We start from the raw sequence: 15,934 nt of genomic DNA on the forward strand, positions 1-15,934 counted from the left end.
GCTTTGTTACACTAAGCCTTCCATGATCCAAATTCATTCATTCTTCGCAGCAGTGCTGCCGGCCGTTTCTGGCCGGGGAGCCTGGTCTTGGCGTCAGCCAGTTTAAATTTGCCTAGAACCGGCAGCGGCATCGCTGCCACCCCAGTGTTCAAGCTTTTTCACTTGAACAAATGAATGAACCGGTTGGCCCCTTCTAACGCGCCCCTTGCGCACCCCGGCCCAACCATCCTGAACGGAGCTTCCGATCGTGATCACAGAACTTGAATTCAAAAGCCTGACGCAACAAGGCTTCAACCGCATTCCCCTCATGCTGGAAGCGTTTGCTGATTTAGAAACCCCGCTGTCCCTGTACCTCAAACTGGCGCATGCCAAAGATGGTGGCAAGTACAGCTTTTTGCTCGAGTCGGTGGTGGGTGGTGAGCGCTTTGGCCGCTACAGCTTCATTGGCTTGCCCGCCAAAACCTTTTTGCAAGCCAGTGGCTTTGGTGCAGCGGCCAAGACCGAAGTCGTCACCGATGGCGTGGTGGTGGAAACGGCGTCAGGCAACCCCCTCGATTTCATCGAGCAATATCAAAAACAATTCAAGGTGGCGCTGCGCCCAGGTTTGCCACGGTTTTGTGGTGGCTTGGCAGGCTATTTCGGTTACGACGCTGTTCGCTACATTGAGAAAAAGCTCGAAAAAACATGTCCGCCTGACACCTTGGGTACGCCCGACATTTTGTTGCTGCAATGCGAAGAGTTGGCCGTGATCGACAACCTGTCGGGCAAGCTTTATTTGATCGTGTATGCCGACCCTGGCGTGCCCGAGGCGTATTCAAAAGCCAAGAAGCGTTTGCGCGAACTCAAAGAATTGTTGAAGTACTCCGTTAGCGCGCCCGTGGTGAACTCCACACAAACGCATCCTGCCGAACGCGACTTCAAAAAAGAAGACTATTTGAAAGCAGTGCTGGAAGCCAAAGAGTTGATCGCCGCAGGCGACTTCATGCAGGTGCAAGTAGGCCAACGCATCAAGAAGCGCTACACCGAAAGCCCCTTGTCTTTGTACCGTGCGCTCAGGTCTTTGAACCCCAGCCCTTACATGTACTTCTACAACTTTGGCGACTTCCATGTGGTCGGTGCCAGCCCCGAAATTTTGGTGCGCCAAGAGCAAACCGAAGAGGGTGTCAAAGTCACCATTCGTCCCTTGGCCGGTACGCGTCCACGGGGCGCCACACCTGAAAAAGACAAAGCCGCCGAACACGAGTTGGTGAACGATCCCAAAGAGCGTGCCGAGCACGTGATGCTGATTGACTTGGCCCGCAACGACATTGGTCGCATTGCCAAAATTGGCTCGGTCAAAGTGACCGAAGTCTTCGCGGTAGAGCGCTACAGCCATGTGATGCACATCGTGAGCAACGTCGAAGGCATCTTGAAGGATGGCATGACCAACATGGATGTGCTCAAAGCCACGTTTCCTGCAGGCACACTCACGGGGGCACCCAAAGTGCATGCGATGGAATTGATAGATCGCCTCGAGCCCACCAAGCGCGGACTGTATGGCGGTGCGTGCGGCTACCTCAGCTATGCGGGCGACATGGATGTGGCCATTGCCATTCGCACAGCAGTCATCAAAGATCAAACCTTGTACGTGCAGGCTGCGGCCGGTGTGGTGGCCGATTCAGTGCCCGAGTTGGAATGGAAAGAAACCGAACACAAAGCACGCGCCTTGTTGCGTGCCAGTGAGTTGGTGGAAGAAGGTTTGGAGTAATCGACATGGCCAAAATTAAATTGCTGATGGTCGACAACTACGACTCTTTCACATTCAACATCGTGCAGTATTTTGGCGAGTTGGGCGCCGAGGTTGAAGTCTTTCGAAATGACGAAATTACGTTGGAAGGCATTGCCGCCAAAGCGCCAGACCGTTTGGTGATATCGCCCGGCCCTTGTTCGCCTGCGGAAGCGGGCATTTCAGTTGCGGCCATTCAGCACTTTGCGGGCAAGCTGCCCATCTTGGGCGTGTGCTTGGGCCATCAAAGCATTGGCGCAGCCTTTGGCGGCAAAATTGTTCGCGCACAAGAATTGATGCACGGCAAAACCAGTGTCATTCAAACCAAACAAAGTGGCGTGTTCAAAAACTTGCCAGAAAAATTCACGGTCAACCGTTATCACTCTTTGGCCATTGAGCGCGCATCGTGCCCCGCAGATTTAGAAATCACGGCGTGGACCGATGATGGTGAAATCATGGGCGTGCGCCACAAGCATTTGAATGTAGAGGGTGTGCAGTTTCACCCCGAGTCCATCCTGACAGAACATGGTCACGCCATGCTGAAAAATTTCTTGGAGGCTTCCTGACATGAGCACTGCATCCGCTATGCCGCGCATTGATTTGCGCAGTGACACCGTCACACGGCCCACACCCGGTATGCGGGAAGCCATGGCGCAAGCTTTGGTGGGTGATGATGTTTTTGCAGATGACCCTAGCGTGAATGCACTGCAAGAAAAAATTGCCAAGCTGCTTGGTTTTGAGGCTGCGTTGTTCATGCCCACGGGTACACAAAGTAATTTGTGTGGGGTGCTGTCGCATTGCCAGCGAGGAGAAGAATACATTGTGGGTCAAATGGCCCATTGCTATCGCTGGGAAGGTGGCGGCGCTGCAGTGTTTGGCAGTGTGCAACCCCAACCACTGACGCAACAAGCCGACGGCAGTTTGGCATTGGCTGACATTGAAGCGGCCATCAAACCAGACGATGCGCACTTTGCCAAAACCAAGTTGTTGGCTTTAGAAAATACATGGGGTGGCAAGGTCTTGCCTCAAAGCTATCTGAGCGAGGCCAGCGCATTGGCCATGCAAAAAGGTTTGGCACGTCACTTGGACGGCGCACGTCTGTTCAATGCAGCAGTGGCCCAAGCCGCAGCACTGGGCACGTCACCCTACGACGAAGCCAAACGCATTGCCCAATGTTTTGACAGTGTGTCGGTTTGCTTCAGCAAAGGTTTGGGCGCACCCATGGGCTCTGCTTTGTGTGGCTCCAAAGCGTTCATTGCCAGAGCACATCGCCTGCGCAAAATGGCAGGTGGTGGCTTGCGTCAAGCGGGCTTCATGGCGGCCGCTGCATCTTATGCCTTGGATCACCATGTACTGCGCTTGGCTGAAGACCACCAATTGATGCAAGATTTGGCGCAAGGCTTGAGCGGCATTCCAGGCCTGCAAGTTGAAACACCCCAAACCAATATTTTGTTTGTTGATTTGGTGGGCGAGGCCAAAGCCCAAGGCGCGGCTTTGCAAACCCATTTAAAGCAAGCAGGCATCGACATGACGGGCTTCTACCGCATGCGTTTTGTCACGCACTTGGATGTTGACCGTGCAGGAATTGATCGCACCATTTCCGCTGTTCGGCAATTTTTCAACGCTTGAATTCAAGCAAGCTAGCAAGCACAACATCCCAACATTTCATGAATTCAAATCCAGAGACTGCCATGCCCATTACGCCGCACGAAGCACTGCAAAGAACCATTGAGCACCGTGAAATTTTCCACGATGAAATGCTGAAGATCATGCGCATGATCATGAACGGCGAACTCTCGCCCGTGATGACGGCTGCATTGATCACAGGTTTGCGTGTCAAAAAAGAAACTATTGGTGAGATCACCGCAGCCGCGCAAGTGATGCGCGAGTTTTCGACCAAGGTGGTGGTGCCAGATACGCGTCATTTGGTGGACATTGTGGGCACTGGCGGCGATGGCTCACACACCTTCAACATTTCAACCTGTGCGATGTTTGTGGCGGCAGCTGCTGGCGCCAAAACCGCCAAGCATGGCGGCCGCAGTGTCAGCAGCAAATCGGGCAGTGCCGATGTGCTCGAGAGTTTGGGGGCCAACATCAATTTGTCGCCCGAGAAAATTGCGCAGTGCGTGCAAGAAGTGGGCATTGGCTTCATGTTTGCACCCAATCACCATCCCGCCATGAAAAATGTGGCGCCTGTTCGCAAAGAGCTGGGTGTTCGAACGATTTTCAACATCTTAGGTCCCCTCACCAATCCCGCCAGCGCACCCAACATTTTGATGGGTGTGTTCCACCCCGACTTGGTGGGCATTCAAATTCGCGCCTTGCAACGACTGGGCGCCGAACATGCACTGGTCGTTTATGGCCGCGATGGCATGGACGAAGTCAGCTTGGGTGCCGCCACCTTGGTGGGCGAACTCAAAGATGGCCACATCACAGAATACGAAATTCATCCAGAAGACTTTGGCATGGCCATGGTCAGCAACCGCGCTTTGCGTGTTGAAACACCCGAAGCTTCGCAAGCGGTGCTGCGCGCTGTGTTGAACAACGAAGCAGGCGCTGCGCGCGACATTGTGATTTTGAATGCGGGTGCTGCGCTGTACGCGGCCAATGTGTCAAGCAGCATCAAAGAGGGCATTGTGTTGGCGCGTCAAGCGATTGAATCAGGTGCTGCCAAAAACAAGCTGCAACAGTTTGTGGCCTTCACCCAAAAAGCAGGAGCTTCTGCATGAGCGATATTCTGAAAAAAATCGTCGCGGTCAAGCACGAAGAAATTGAACTGTCATTGCGCAAAAAACCTTTGGCTGCCGTGCGTGCCGACGCGGAAAGTCGCGTGCTCACACGCGACTTTGTTGGCGCCATTCGTCACAAGATTGACAACGGCCAAGCTGCTGTCATTGCAGAGATCAAAAAGGCCAGCCCCTCAAAAGGCGTGTTGCGCGCTGACTTCATGCCCGCTGACATTGCACAAAGCTATGCAGAGCATGGCGCGGCTTGTTTGTCCGTCTTAACCGACGCGCAGTTTTTCCAAGGCAGCGCAGACTACTTGAAGCAAGCGCGTGCCAGTTGTGATTTGCCCGTGCTGCGCAAAGACTTCATGGTCGACCCATATCAAGTTTATGAAGCACGCGTGATGGGGGCAGATTGCATCTTGCTCATTGCAGCGTGTTTGGACGATGCGCAAATGAAAGACATGGAGGCGGTGGCGCGCAGCTTGGACATGGCGGTGTTGGTGGAAGTGCATGATGCACAAGAGTTAACGCGTGCGCTCAAATTGAAAACGCCTTTGGTGGGCATCAACAACCGCAACCTGCGAAGCTTCGAAGTGTCTTTGGACACCACCTTGGGCATGATGAAGGATGTACCTGCCGATCGTATTTTGGTGACCGAGAGCGGCATCTTGTCGAGCGCCGATGTGCAAAAAATGCGCGACGCACATGTGCACGCCTTTTTGGTTGGCGAGGCTTTCATGCGTGCAACCGATCCCGGCCAGGCTTTGGCTGACTTGTTTCATTAAGACTTCCTGCCATTCGCGGGCGGGTCTTTTCGCACCATGAGTTCAATTGGCAAGCAAACCACCTTGTTTGGTGAGTTGGCCCGTGAAGGTGATGAGGGCGCGGGTTATGACATTCATTGGAATCAACTGCGCAGCAGCGATTGGCCGCCCAGCCTGACAGGCTTGTCGTCTGTTTGGTCTCAGCTTCTGCAGATGCATTGGCAAAGCGAGACAGGACACGCTTTGTCCCAAAAACTGGTCGACCAGTTGGCCGCCCACAAGGTGATTTATCCTCGCACACCCTACAAGGCACTTGAGCTGACGCCCTTTGAGCAAGTTCGCGTGGTGATCTTGGGGCAAGACCCCTACCATGGCCCAGGACAGGCCGAAGGCTTGGCCTTCTCGGTGGGCGAAGGGCAAAAAATCCCACCCAGTTTGCGCAATATTTTCAAAGAGGTTCAGCGTGACACGGGGGCTGACATGCCGCAGGGCGCCCATGCAGGCAGCTTGGTGCGATGGGCATCGCAGGGTGTTCTGCTCTTGAACACCGCCCTGACCGTTGAGGACTCACAACCTGCCAGTCATAGTCGTTGGGGTTGGGAAGTGCTTACTGACAAAATCATTGAAGCCCTTGCCATGGATGCACAACCCCGGGCTTTTTTGCTCTGGGGTGGCCATGCCCAAGGCAAGGCGGCCTTGATTGAAGCGGGTGATGTGGCGAAGCGCCATTTGGTTTTAAAGGCCAACCATCCGTCACCCTTGTCGGCCCTCAGACCCCCCTTGCCATTCATGGGGTGCGGCCACTTCGGCCAAGTGAACCGGTGGTTGTTGGCCCAAAATAAAAAAGCAATACTTTGGTAATTTCCTTCTTGAGGCTTGCTGAGGCTGAGAAAAAAGTGGCATAATCCCAGATTCGCTGAGGAGGGGTGCCCGAGTGGCTAAAGGGGGCAGACTGTAAATCTGTTGGCTTACGCCTACACTGGTTCGAATCCAGTCTCCTCCACCAGCAAAATTACCTTGTTAAGAACAAAGAGCGTTTGGAATCAGAAAACGCATCGGGGTGACTGTCATTCAATTGACTTGAATTGCCCGGATGATGTGCCTGACTCTGCTGCAGTCAAATGCGGGAGTAGTTCAATGGTAGAACCCTAGCCTTCCAAGCTAATGACGCGGGTTCGATTCCCGTCTCCCGCTCCAGTTTTAGCAAGGTGGTGCAGTTTAGTGCGGACAAAGTGCCTTGTTGTACTGAGTCATGATCGCCCTTGTGGCTCAGTGGTAGAGCACCCCCTTGGTAAGGGGGAGATCGCGGGTCCGATTCCCGCCAAGGGCACCAGTTTTTTGTGCAAATTTTGAGCACTTTTTGAGTTTTAGTTTTTAACGTTTTTTTTCGGAGTCGAGAAATGGCAAAAGAGAAATTTGAGCGGACAAAACCGCACGTGAACGTTGGCACCATTGGTCACGTTGACCACGGCAAAACAACATTGACAGCTGCGATCACCACCGTGTTGGCAGCCAAGTTCGGCGGCGCTGCTAAAGCGTACGACCAAATTGACGCAGCGCCTGAAGAGAAGGCTCGCGGCATTACGATTAACACAGCGCACGTTGAGTACGAGACAGAAAACCGTCACTACGCACACGTTGACTGCCCAGGCCACGCTGACTATGTGAAGAACATGATCACGGGTGCGGCTCAGATGGACGGCGCTATTTTGGTGTGCTCTGCTGCTGACGGCCCCATGCCCCAGACACGTGAGCACATCTTGTTGGCTCGCCAAGTGGGCGTGCCTTACATCATCGTTTTCTTGAACAAGTGCGACATGGTGGACGACGCCGAGTTGCTCGAGTTGGTGGAAATGGAAGTTCGCGAGTTGTTGTCCAAGTACGACTTCCCCGGCGACGACACACCGATCATTCAAGGCTCAGCCAAGCTGGCTTTGGAAGGCGACAAGGGTCCTTTGGGCGAAGAAGCCATCATGAAGTTGGCAGCAGCTTTGGACTCCTACATCCCTACGCCTGACCGCGCAGTGGACGGCTCTTTCTTGATGCCAGTGGAAGACGTGTTCTCCATCTCGGGTCGCGGCACAGTGGTGACAGGCCGTATCGAGCGCGGCATCATCAAGGTTGGTGAAGAGATCGAGATCGTTGGTATTGCTGACACGCAAAAAACCACATGTACAGGCGTTGAGATGTTCCGCAAGTTGCTGGACCAAGGTCAAGCTGGTGACAACGTGGGTATTTTGCTCCGCGGCACCAAGCGCGAAGACGTGCAGCGCGGCCAAGTGCTGTGCAAGCCCGGCTCTATCAAGCCCCACACACACTTCACAGGCGAGATCTATGTCTTGTCTAAAGACGAAGGTGGCCGTCACACGCCATTCTTCAACAACTACCGTCCTCAGTTCTACTTCCGTACGACTGACGTGACAGGCGCGATCGAATTGCCAGAAGGCAAAGAGATGGTGATGCCTGGTGACAACGTGTCGATCACTGTGAAGTTGATCAACCCGATCGCCATGGAAGAAGGTCTGCGTTTTGCGATCCGCGAAGGCGGCCGCACTGTGGGCGCTGGCGTTGTTGCCAAAATCATCGCTTAATTTGCGTCTTTCATGCGCTGAAGGGGTATAGCTCAATTGGCAGAGCGTCGGTCTCCAAAACCGAAGGTTGTAGGTTCGATTCCTACTGCCCCTGCCACCTGATAAGGGTGAGCAAAACAAGCCCGCCATCACCTGGCGGGCTTCGGCGTCTAAAAGACAAGGTAATTTTGTAGGGCTCGAAAGAGCCTAAAAAGGTCTGTAAGCCAACATGGCAACTTCTGAAGTTCAAACCGTAGGTTCCACCGCTGACAAGCTCAAGCTTGGCTTGGCCATTGTGTTGGCCGTGGCATCTTTGGCTGCTTTCTATGTGCTCTCCAAGCAAGGCGCTTTGGCCCAGTGGGGTGCCTTGATTGCTGGTTTGGCTGTCGCTGTTGTGGTGTTCTTGCTCTCAGAAACCGGCAAACAATTCGTGTCGTTCGGCCAAGATGCTGTGCGCGAAGTTAAGAAAGTCGTGTGGCCCGAGCGCAAGGAAGCCATGCAAATCACTGCTTACGTTTTTGTGTTTGTGGTGGTCATGGCGCTGTTCTTGTGGCTGACGGACAAAACACTCGAGTGGGTTTTTTACGATCTGATCTTGGGGTGGAAAAAATAATGACTGACGCTGTTGATAACGCGCCTAAAGCGGGCGAATCCACCAATCCAGACTTGAAGTGGTATGTGGTTCATGCCTATTCAGGCATGGAGAAGGCTGTTGAGCGCAACATCATTGAGCGCATTCAACGCGCCGAGATGCAAAGCAAATTTGGCCGCATTCTGGTTCCCACTGAAGAAGTGGTTGAGATGAAGAATGGCCAAAAGCGCACCACCGAGCGCAAGTTTTTCCCTGGCTACGTGCTGGTCGAGATGGTCATGGACGATGAGACATGGCACTTGGTCAAACACACCAACAAAGTCACTGGCTTTGTGGGTGGTGCCAAAAACCGTCCTGCCCCTATTTCAGAAGATGACGTTCGCAAGATCGTCAATCAAATGCAAGAAGGCACCGACAAGCCCCGCCACAAGGTGGAGTTTGAAGTGGGCGAATATGTGCGCGTGAAAGAAGGCCCGTTCACGGACTTCAACGGCACGGTGGAAGAAGTGAATTACGAGAAAAACAAAATGCGTGTGTCTGTCACGATCTTTGGACGTGCGACACCGGTCGAACTAGAGTTCGGCCAAGTCGAAAAAACTTAAGTTAAGTCCCAAACCCCCTAAGGGGTTTAGAGACTTACCTAAAAAGATTGCGGGTCAGATCAAGATTTACGAAGTAAATTTGCTCTGACCCCAACTAATCAGAGGTATTAAAACTCTTCACGAGCTACCCGACTCAGCAAGTGAAGTTTTAAAAAAGAAGAGTCGTTAATTTGGGGAGCTTGACCTAAACCATCAAGCGTTTGCACCCACTAGGAGTTCAACATGGCGAAAAAAATCGTCGGCTTCGTTAAGCTGCAAGTTCCAGCTGGCAAGGCCAATCCATCACCCCCTATCGGCCCAGCTTTGGGTCAACGTGGTTTGAACATCATGGAATTCTGCAAGGCGTTCAACGCCCAGACCCAAGGTGTTGAGCCAGGTCTGCCTTTGCCAGTGGTGATCACTGCTTTTGCCGACAAGAGCTTCACGTTCATCATCAAGACGCCACCAGCGACCACCTTGATCAAGAAAGCCATCAAGTTGGACAAGGGTTCTGCCCGTCCACACGCTGACAAAGTTGGCAAGATTTCTCGCGCTCAGCTCGAAGAAATTGCAAAGACAAAAATGAAAGACTTGAACGCTGCTGATTTGGACGCTGCTGTCCGCATCATCGCGGGTTCTGCACGCTCCATGGGCGTGAATGTGGAGGGCGTATAAATGTCCAAGTTGACTAAGAAACAAAAAGCACTGGTTGGCAAAGTTGACGCCAACAAGTTGTACGCTGTGGCCGATGCATTGGCTTTGGTGAAAGAGTGCGCAACTGCCAAGTTCGATGAGTCCATCGACGTGGCCGTGCAACTCGGTATCGATGCCAAGAAATCTGACCAAGTGGTGCGTGGCGCCGTGGTCTTGCCTAACGGCACTGGTAAAACAAAACGCGTGGCCGTGTTCGCCCAAGGCGCTAAAGCTGAAGAAGCCAAAGCTGCTGGTGCAGACGTGGTGGGCATGGACGATTTGGCTGCACAAGTCAAAGCCGGTGACATGCCTTTCGACGTGGTGATCGCTGCTCCCGACGCAATGCGCATCGTGGGTACTTTGGGCCAAATCTTGGGCCCCCGTGGTCTGATGCCTAACCCCAAAGTTGGCACCGTGACTGCTGACGTGGCCACTGCCGTTAAAAATGCAAAAGCCGGTCAAGTTCAGTTCCGTGTTGACAAAGCCGGTATCGTGCACGGCGCGATTGGCTTGCGTTCATTCGACGTTGAAAAGTTGCAAGGCAACTTGGCTGCATTGATCGATGCATTGAACAAATCAAAACCAGCAACCAGCAAAGGTGTTTACCTGCGCAAAGTCGCTGTGTCTTCCACCATGGGTGTGGGCGTTCGCGTCGACACACAATCCATCGCGGCTTGATCGTGAAAAAACCGAGTGGCGTGCCAGGGCAACTTGGCACGACGCTCAGTGTGGTGGGCTGAACCCAAATCTTCGGACCAGGTTCAGGCCATCCAAGACCGTTGGCGTGCAGCAATGCACTTAATCGTGAAAGCCAACGCAGATGGCGATCCCGCTGCAGATGGACAAAATCCTGAACAGTTGATCGCTGAAATTAGGCGAGCTCTAGAGCAACATTGCTCAAAAGCTCATTCAAAAGGAGTAGACCTTGAGTCTTAATCGCAGTGAGAAAGAAGCGGTCATTTCAGAAGTGACCAGCCTCGCCGCTAAAGCTCAAACGCTGGTGATTGCGGAATACCGCGGCATCACGGTCACTGACATGACCAAACTGCGTTCTGATGCACGTAGCAAAGGTGTGAGCCTGAGTGTGTTGAAAAACACCTTGGCCCGCCGTGCTGTTGCCGGAACATCGTTTGAAGTTGTCTCTGATCAGATGACCGGTCCGCTGATCTATGGCTTCTCTGTAGATGCTGTGGCTGCTGCAAAAGTAGTCGCTGACTTCGCGAAAACCAACGACAAGTTGGTCATTCGCGGTGGTGCCATCTCAGGCAAAGTTTTGGATGCCAACGGCGTTAAGCAACTGTCAAACATCCCATCCAAAGATGTGTTGTTGGCTCAGTTGTGCGGCTTGATGAAGTCACCAATTTCCCGTACCGCAGTGGTGTTGGGTGCATTGGCGGCCAAAAAAGGCGAAACGGCTGCCGCGTAATCGCGCAGTCCTTTTTTAAATAAATTGTTTAGGAAATAAAAATGTCATTTGATAAAGACGCATTTTTGACCGCTCTCGACAGCATGACGGTCTTGGAACTCAACGACTTGGTGAAAGCCATCGAAGAGAAATTTGGCGTGAGCGCCGCAGCCATGGCAGCACCTGCTGCTGGTGGTGGCGGTGGCGGTGCCGCTGCTGCTGAAGAGCAATCAGAATTCAACGTGATGTTGGTTGAAGCAGGCGCTAACAAAGTGTCCGTCATTAAAGCTGTTCGCGAAATCACTGGCTTGGGCTTGAAAGAAGCCAAAGACATGGTTGACGGCGCACCTAAGGCTGTTAAAGAAGGCGCTTCTAAAGCTGACGCTGAAGCTGCTAAGAAAAAGCTGGAAGAAGCCGGCGCCAAAGTCGAACTCAAGTAATTCGATTTTTGTCCAAGGCTGGAGCGTCCCACAAGGGCCTCCAGCCTTTGGTGCTTACAGAGCACAGCCAAAAAATAGCTTCAACGTCATTTTTTGAGTGTTCTCTGACCCGACTGCAGAGACGCCTTGGTTCGGGCTGCGTGCAATGCGCAGCCGTCCGCCAACGCTGGTAGAGGCCAGCGGCCAAGCCCGCCTTGTGAACAACGCGTTGTTCAAAAAAGGTACACAGTCGCCGAAAGATCAAGACCCGGAGATCTCATGGCCTATTCATTTACCGAACGCAAACGCATTCGCAAAAGTTTTGGAAGCCGCGAAAGCGTGCTCGAAGTTCCCTACTTGCTGCAAATGCAAAAAGACGCCTACACGTCATTTTTGCAAGCAGGCGTAGCCCCCAACAAACGTGCCCACGAAGGCCTGCAAGCTGCATTTGAATCAGCTTTCCCCATCGTGTCACACAACGGTTTTGTCGAGATGAAGTTTCTCGAGTACAACTTGGCCAAGCCGGCCTTTGATGTGCGCGAATGCCAAACACGTGGCCTCACCTTTGCATCCGCTGTGCGCGCTCGCGTTCAGTTGATCATCTACGATCGTGACTCTTCTACATCACAATCCAAAGTTGTGAAAGAAGTGAAAGAGCAAGAAGTCTACATGGGCGAAGTGCCCCTGATGACAGACAAAGGCTCGTTCATCATCAACGGTACAGAGCGCGTGATCGTGTCTCAGTTGCACCGTTCGCCTGGCGTGTTCTTCGAACACGACAAGGGCAAGACACACAGCTCTGGCAAATTGTTGTTCAGTGCGCGCATCATTCCTTACCGCGGTTCTTGGCTCGACTACGAATTCGATCCCAAAGACTTGCTGTACTTCCGTGTTGACCGTCGTCGCAAGATGCCCGTCACCATTTTGCTCAAAGCCATTGGCTTGAACCCAGAATCAATTCTGGCCAACTTCTTTGTGAACGACAACTTCCGCTTGATGGACAGTGGCGCACAAATGGAATTTGTGTCCGAGCGTCTGCGCGGCGAAGTGGCCCGTTTCGACATCACCGACAAGTCTGGCAAAGTGGTTGTCGCCAAAGACAAGCGCATTACCGTTCGTCACACACGTGAACTCGAACAGTCTGGCACCACGCACATCAGCGTGCCAGAAGACTTCCTGATTGGCCGCGTGGTGGCTCGCAACATTGTCGACACCGACACTGGCGAAATCATTGCCAAGGCCAACGAAGAACTCACAGAAGCATTGCTCAAAAAATTGCGCTCTGCTGGCGTGCAAGAAATTCAGTGTATCTACACCAACGAACTCGACCAAGGCGCGTACATTTCGCAAACATTGCGTGTGGACGAAACCGTTGACGAATTCGCAGCACGTGTGGCCATCTACCGCATGATGCGCCCTGGTGAGCCACCCACAGAAGACGCAGTGCAGGCTTTGTTCCAGCGCTTGTTCTACAACCCCGACACGTACGATTTGTCACGCGTGGGCCGCATGAAGTTCAACGCCCGTGTGGGCCGCGACGAGTCCACCGGTCCGATGGTGCTGACCAACGAAGACATCTTGGCCGTGGTCAAGATCTTGGTTGACTTGCGCAATGGCCGCGGCGAAGTCGATGACATCGATCACTTGGGCAATCGCCGCGTACGTTGCGTGGGCGAGTTGGCCGAGAACCAATACCGTACCGGTTTGGCACGTATCGAAAAAGCTGTGAAAGAGCGTTTGGGTCAAGCAGAGCAAGAGCCTCTGATGCCTCACGATCTGATCAACTCCAAGCCAATTTCTGCAGCACTCAAAGAGTTCTTTGGTGCATCCCAGTTGTCACAGTTCATGGACCAAACCAATCCTTTGGCAGAGATCACGCACAAGCGTCGTGTGTCTGCCCTTGGCCCAGGTGGTTTGACACGTGAACGTGCAGGCTTTGAAGTGCGTGACGTGCACGTGACCCACTACGGTCGTGTGTGCCCTATTGAAACGCCTGAAGGTCCGAACATTGGTTTGATCAACTCACTCGCCTTGTATGCGCGTTTGAACGAGTACGGTTTCATTGAGACACCTTACCGCCGCGTGGTGGATGGCAAAGTCACCATGGACATCGATTACTTGTCCGCCATTGAAGAAGGCAAGTACGTCATTGCCCAGGCCAATGCCACTTTGGACAAAGAAGGTCGCTTGACCGACGGTCTGGTGTCTGCCCGTGAAAAAGGTGAATCCATTTTGTGCGGTGTTGATCGCATTCAATACATGGACGTGTCACCTGCACAGATCGTGTCTGTGGCGGCCTCTTTGGTGCCGTTCCTTGAGCACGATGACGCCAACCGCGCGTTGATGGGTGCCAACATGTCACGTCAAGCCGTGCCCGTGTTGCGTCCTGAGAAGCCATTGGTCGGTACCGGTATCGAGCGCGTTGCTGCGGTTGACTCTGGCACCGTGGTCACCGCCACTCGCGGTGGTGTGGTCGACTATGTCGATGCCACCCGCATCGTGATTCGTGTCAACGACAACGAAACCCAAGCGGGTGAAGTGGGCGTGGACATTTACAACCTCATCAAATACCAACGTTCTAACCAGAACACCAACATTCACCAACGCGCCATTGTGAAGCGTGGTGACAAGTTGGCCAAGGGTGACGTGATTGCCGACGGCGCATCGACTGACCTGGGCGAAATCGCCATCGGTCAAAACATGCTGATCGCTTTCATGCCTTGGAACGGTTACAACTTCGAAGACTCGATCTTGATCTCCGAGCGCGTGGTGTCTGAAGACCGCTACACCTCGATTCACATCGAAGAGTTGGTGGTGATGGCACGCGATACCAAGTTGGGTGCCGAAGAAATCACACGCGATATTCCTAACTTGTCAGAGCAGCAATTGGGCCGCTTGGACGAGTCCGGCATCATCTACGTGGGTGCAGAAGTGCAACCTGGCGATGTGTTGGTGGGCAAGGTCACACCTAAAGGTGAAACCACACTCACACCAGAAGAGAAGCTGCTCCGTGCTATCTTCGGTGAAAAAGCCAGCGACGTGAAAGACACCTCATTGCGCGTGGATCAAGGTTCTCAAGGTACCGTGATCGACGTTCAAGTGTTCACACGCGAAGGCATCGTGCGCGACAAGCGTGCGCAACAAATTATTGACGACGAACTCAAGCGCTTCCGCTTGGATTTGAACGATCAGTTGCGCATCGTTGAAGCCGACGCCTTTGACCGTATCGAAAAACTCTTGATCGGCAAAGTTGCCAACGGTGGTCCACAAAAGCTGGCCAAAGGCACCAAGCTCGACAAGGCTTACCTCGAGTCCATCGAGAAGTTCCACTGGTTCGACATTCGTCCTGCAGACGAAGACATCGCCGGTCAACTCGAGTCCATCAAGAACTCACTTGAGCAAACACGTCACAGCTTTGACTTGGCCTTCGAAGAGAAGCGCAAGAAGCTCACGCAAGGCGACGAGTTGCCAGCAGGCGTGCTCAAAATGGTCAAGGTCTACTTGGCAGTCAAGCGTCGCTTGCAGCCTGGTGACAAGATGGCCGGCCGTCACGGTAACAAGGGTGTGGTCTCCAAGATCGTTCCCGTTGAAGACATGCCTTACATGGCCGACGGCACCCCTGCCGACATCGTGTTGAACCCCTTGGGCGTTCCTTCACGTATGAACGTGGGTCAGGTGCTCGAAGTTCACTTGGGCTGGGCTGCCAAAGGCATTGGCCACCGCATTGGTGACATGTTGCAAGCAGAAGCCCGCGTGGCCGAGTTCCGCAAGCTGTTCGAAGAACTCTACAACGGCATTGGCCGTAAAGAAGACTTGTCTCAGTTGTCTGACCAAGACGTCTTGGCCATGGCGGAAAACCTCAAAGGTGGTTTGCCATTCGCAACGCCCGTGTTCGACGGTGCTGCGGAAGAAGAAATTCGCGCCATGTTGAAGTTGGCTTATCCCGATGACTTGGCTGCACGCAAAGGTTTGACTGCAACGCGCACACAAGCTCATTTGTTTGATGGCCGTACCGGTGAAGCTTTCGAGCGTCCCACCACCATCGGCTACATGCACTTCTTGAAGTTGCACCACTTGGTCGACGACAAAATGCACGCCCGTTCCACAGGTCCTTACTCACTGGTCACGCAGCAGCCTTTGGGCGGCAAGGCCCAGTTTGGTGGCCAGCGTTTCGGCGAGATGGAGGTGTGGGCTTTGGAAGCTTACGGTGCCTCCTATGTGTTGCAAGAGATGCTCACGGTCAAGTCCGACGACGTGCAAGGTCGTACCAAAGTGTACGAAAGCATCGTCAAAGGCGAACACACCATCAGTGCCGGCATGCCCGAATCCTTCAACGTCTTGGTCAAGGAAATTCGTTCCTTGGGTCTCGACATTGAACTCGAGCGTTCTTGAACCCCTGCTAGATTAATAAAAGGA

14 protein-coding genes and 4 tRNA genes are annotated in these 15,934 nt (G+C 53.3%); all 18 read left to right on the top strand.

The features are described 5' to 3' along the window. The first annotated feature begins 247 nt into the window (after positions 1–247). Entirely contained in the window at positions 248–1,747 is a 1,500-nt protein-coding gene (gene trpE, locus L103DPR2_RS02445) for an anthranilate synthase component I (RefSeq protein WP_055359595.1), read from the top strand. 5 nt (positions 1,748–1,752) lie between these two features. After that, positions 1,753–2,331 (top strand): aminodeoxychorismate/anthranilate synthase component II, encoded by a 579-nt coding sequence (locus L103DPR2_RS02450; protein WP_055359596.1) that lies wholly within the window; start codon positions 1,753–1,755, stop codon positions 2,329–2,331. A gap of 1 nt (position 2,332) precedes the next feature. Continuing rightward, entirely contained in the window at positions 2,333–3,394 is a 1,062-nt protein-coding gene (gene ltaE, locus L103DPR2_RS02455; protein WP_055359597.1) for a low-specificity L-threonine aldolase, read from the top strand. 62 nt (positions 3,395–3,456) lie between these two features. After that, positions 3,457–4,494 (top strand): anthranilate phosphoribosyltransferase, encoded by a 1,038-nt coding sequence (gene trpD, locus L103DPR2_RS02460; protein ID WP_055359598.1) that lies wholly within the window; start codon positions 3,457–3,459, stop codon positions 4,492–4,494. Continuing rightward, positions 4,491–5,279: an indole-3-glycerol phosphate synthase TrpC gene (gene trpC, locus L103DPR2_RS02465; protein WP_055359599.1), complete on the top strand. Its 789-nt coding sequence runs from the start codon at positions 4,491–4,493 to the stop codon at positions 5,277–5,279. The genes trpD and trpC overlap by 4 nt, the downstream gene beginning before the upstream one ends. 36 nt (positions 5,280–5,315) lie before the next feature. Beyond that, positions 5,316–6,119: a uracil-DNA glycosylase gene (locus L103DPR2_RS02470; RefSeq protein WP_082466682.1), complete on the top strand. Its 804-nt coding sequence runs from the start codon at positions 5,316–5,318 to the stop codon at positions 6,117–6,119. Between the two features lie 59 nt (positions 6,120–6,178). Further along, positions 6,179–6,264, top strand: a tRNA-Tyr gene (locus L103DPR2_RS02475). Positions 6,265–6,381: 117 nt separating this feature from the next. After that, a tRNA-Gly gene (locus L103DPR2_RS02480) sits at positions 6,382–6,455 on the top strand. Between the two features lie 61 nt (positions 6,456–6,516). Further along, positions 6,517–6,591, top strand: a tRNA-Thr gene (locus L103DPR2_RS02485). Positions 6,592–6,658: 67 nt separating this feature from the next. After that, a complete protein-coding gene (tuf, locus tag L103DPR2_RS02490) occupies positions 6,659–7,849 on the top strand; it encodes an elongation factor Tu (RefSeq protein WP_055359481.1) in 1,191 nt (396 codons plus the stop codon). Between the two features lie 21 nt (positions 7,850–7,870). Further along, positions 7,871–7,946 (top strand) — tRNA-Trp (locus tag L103DPR2_RS02495). 111 nt (positions 7,947–8,057) lie between these two features. Further along, positions 8,058–8,441 (top strand): preprotein translocase subunit SecE, encoded by a 384-nt coding sequence (gene secE, locus L103DPR2_RS02500; protein WP_055359600.1) that lies wholly within the window; start codon positions 8,058–8,060, stop codon positions 8,439–8,441. Beyond that, positions 8,441–9,022, top strand: coding sequence for a transcription termination/antitermination protein NusG (gene nusG / locus L103DPR2_RS02505; RefSeq protein ID WP_055359601.1), 582 nt, complete (start codon positions 8,441–8,443; stop codon positions 9,020–9,022). Before secE ends, nusG begins: the two co-directional genes overlap by 1 nt. 222 nt (positions 9,023–9,244) lie before the next feature. After that, complete coding sequence (rplK, locus tag L103DPR2_RS02510; RefSeq protein ID WP_055359602.1) at positions 9,245–9,676, top strand: 50S ribosomal protein L11; 432 nt, start codon at positions 9,245–9,247, stop codon at positions 9,674–9,676. Then, positions 9,677–10,372 carry a 50S ribosomal protein L1 gene (rplA, locus tag L103DPR2_RS02515; protein ID WP_055359603.1) on the top strand — a complete coding sequence of 232 codons (696 nt, stop codon included), beginning with the start codon at positions 9,677–9,679 and terminating at the stop codon, positions 10,370–10,372. A gap of 247 nt (positions 10,373–10,619) precedes the next feature. Beyond that, complete coding sequence (rplJ, locus tag L103DPR2_RS02520; RefSeq protein ID WP_055359604.1) at positions 10,620–11,120, top strand: 50S ribosomal protein L10; 501 nt, start codon at positions 10,620–10,622, stop codon at positions 11,118–11,120. A gap of 41 nt (positions 11,121–11,161) precedes the next feature. Continuing rightward, on the top strand, positions 11,162–11,539 hold the full coding sequence (gene rplL, locus L103DPR2_RS02525) for a 50S ribosomal protein L7/L12 (RefSeq protein WP_055359605.1): 378 nt from the start codon (positions 11,162–11,164) through the stop codon (positions 11,537–11,539). A gap of 258 nt (positions 11,540–11,797) precedes the next feature. Next, a complete protein-coding gene (gene rpoB / locus L103DPR2_RS02530; RefSeq protein WP_055359606.1) occupies positions 11,798–15,910 on the top strand; it encodes a DNA-directed RNA polymerase subunit beta in 4,113 nt (1,370 codons plus the stop codon). Positions 15,911–15,934: the final 24 nt, after the last annotated feature.

This window comes from Limnohabitans sp. 103DPR2 (assembly GCF_001412575.1).
GTDB lineage: Bacteria > Pseudomonadota > Gammaproteobacteria > Burkholderiales > Burkholderiaceae_C > Limnohabitans_A.

Excerpts from the sequence above, each read along its gene's own strand:
- tuf (WP_055359481.1), top strand. The coding sequence starts at position 6,659 with ATGGCAAAAGAGAAATTTGAGCGGACAAAACCGCACGTGAACGTTGGC.
- trpC (WP_055359599.1), top strand. The coding sequence starts at position 4,491 with ATGAGCGATATTCTGAAAAAAATCGTCGCGGTCAAGCACGAAGAAATT.
- ltaE (WP_055359597.1), top strand. The coding sequence starts at position 2,333 with ATGAGCACTGCATCCGCTATGCCGCGCATTGATTTGCGCAGTGACACC.
- rplL (WP_055359605.1), top strand. The coding sequence starts at position 11,162 with ATGTCATTTGATAAAGACGCATTTTTGACCGCTCTCGACAGCATGACG.
- nusG (WP_055359601.1), top strand. The coding sequence starts at position 8,441 with ATGACTGACGCTGTTGATAACGCGCCTAAAGCGGGCGAATCCACCAAT.
- rpoB (WP_055359606.1), top strand. The coding sequence starts at position 11,798 with ATGGCCTATTCATTTACCGAACGCAAACGCATTCGCAAAAGTTTTGGA.
- trpD (WP_055359598.1), top strand. The coding sequence starts at position 3,457 with ATGCCCATTACGCCGCACGAAGCACTGCAAAGAACCATTGAGCACCGT.
- L103DPR2_RS02470 (WP_082466682.1), top strand. The coding sequence starts at position 5,316 with ATGAGTTCAATTGGCAAGCAAACCACCTTGTTTGGTGAGTTGGCCCGT.
- secE (WP_055359600.1), top strand. The coding sequence starts at position 8,058 with ATGGCAACTTCTGAAGTTCAAACCGTAGGTTCCACCGCTGACAAGCTC.
- rplA (WP_055359603.1), top strand. The coding sequence starts at position 9,677 with ATGTCCAAGTTGACTAAGAAACAAAAAGCACTGGTTGGCAAAGTTGAC.
- rplK (WP_055359602.1), top strand. The coding sequence starts at position 9,245 with ATGGCGAAAAAAATCGTCGGCTTCGTTAAGCTGCAAGTTCCAGCTGGC.
- L103DPR2_RS02450 (WP_055359596.1), top strand. The coding sequence starts at position 1,753 with ATGGCCAAAATTAAATTGCTGATGGTCGACAACTACGACTCTTTCACA.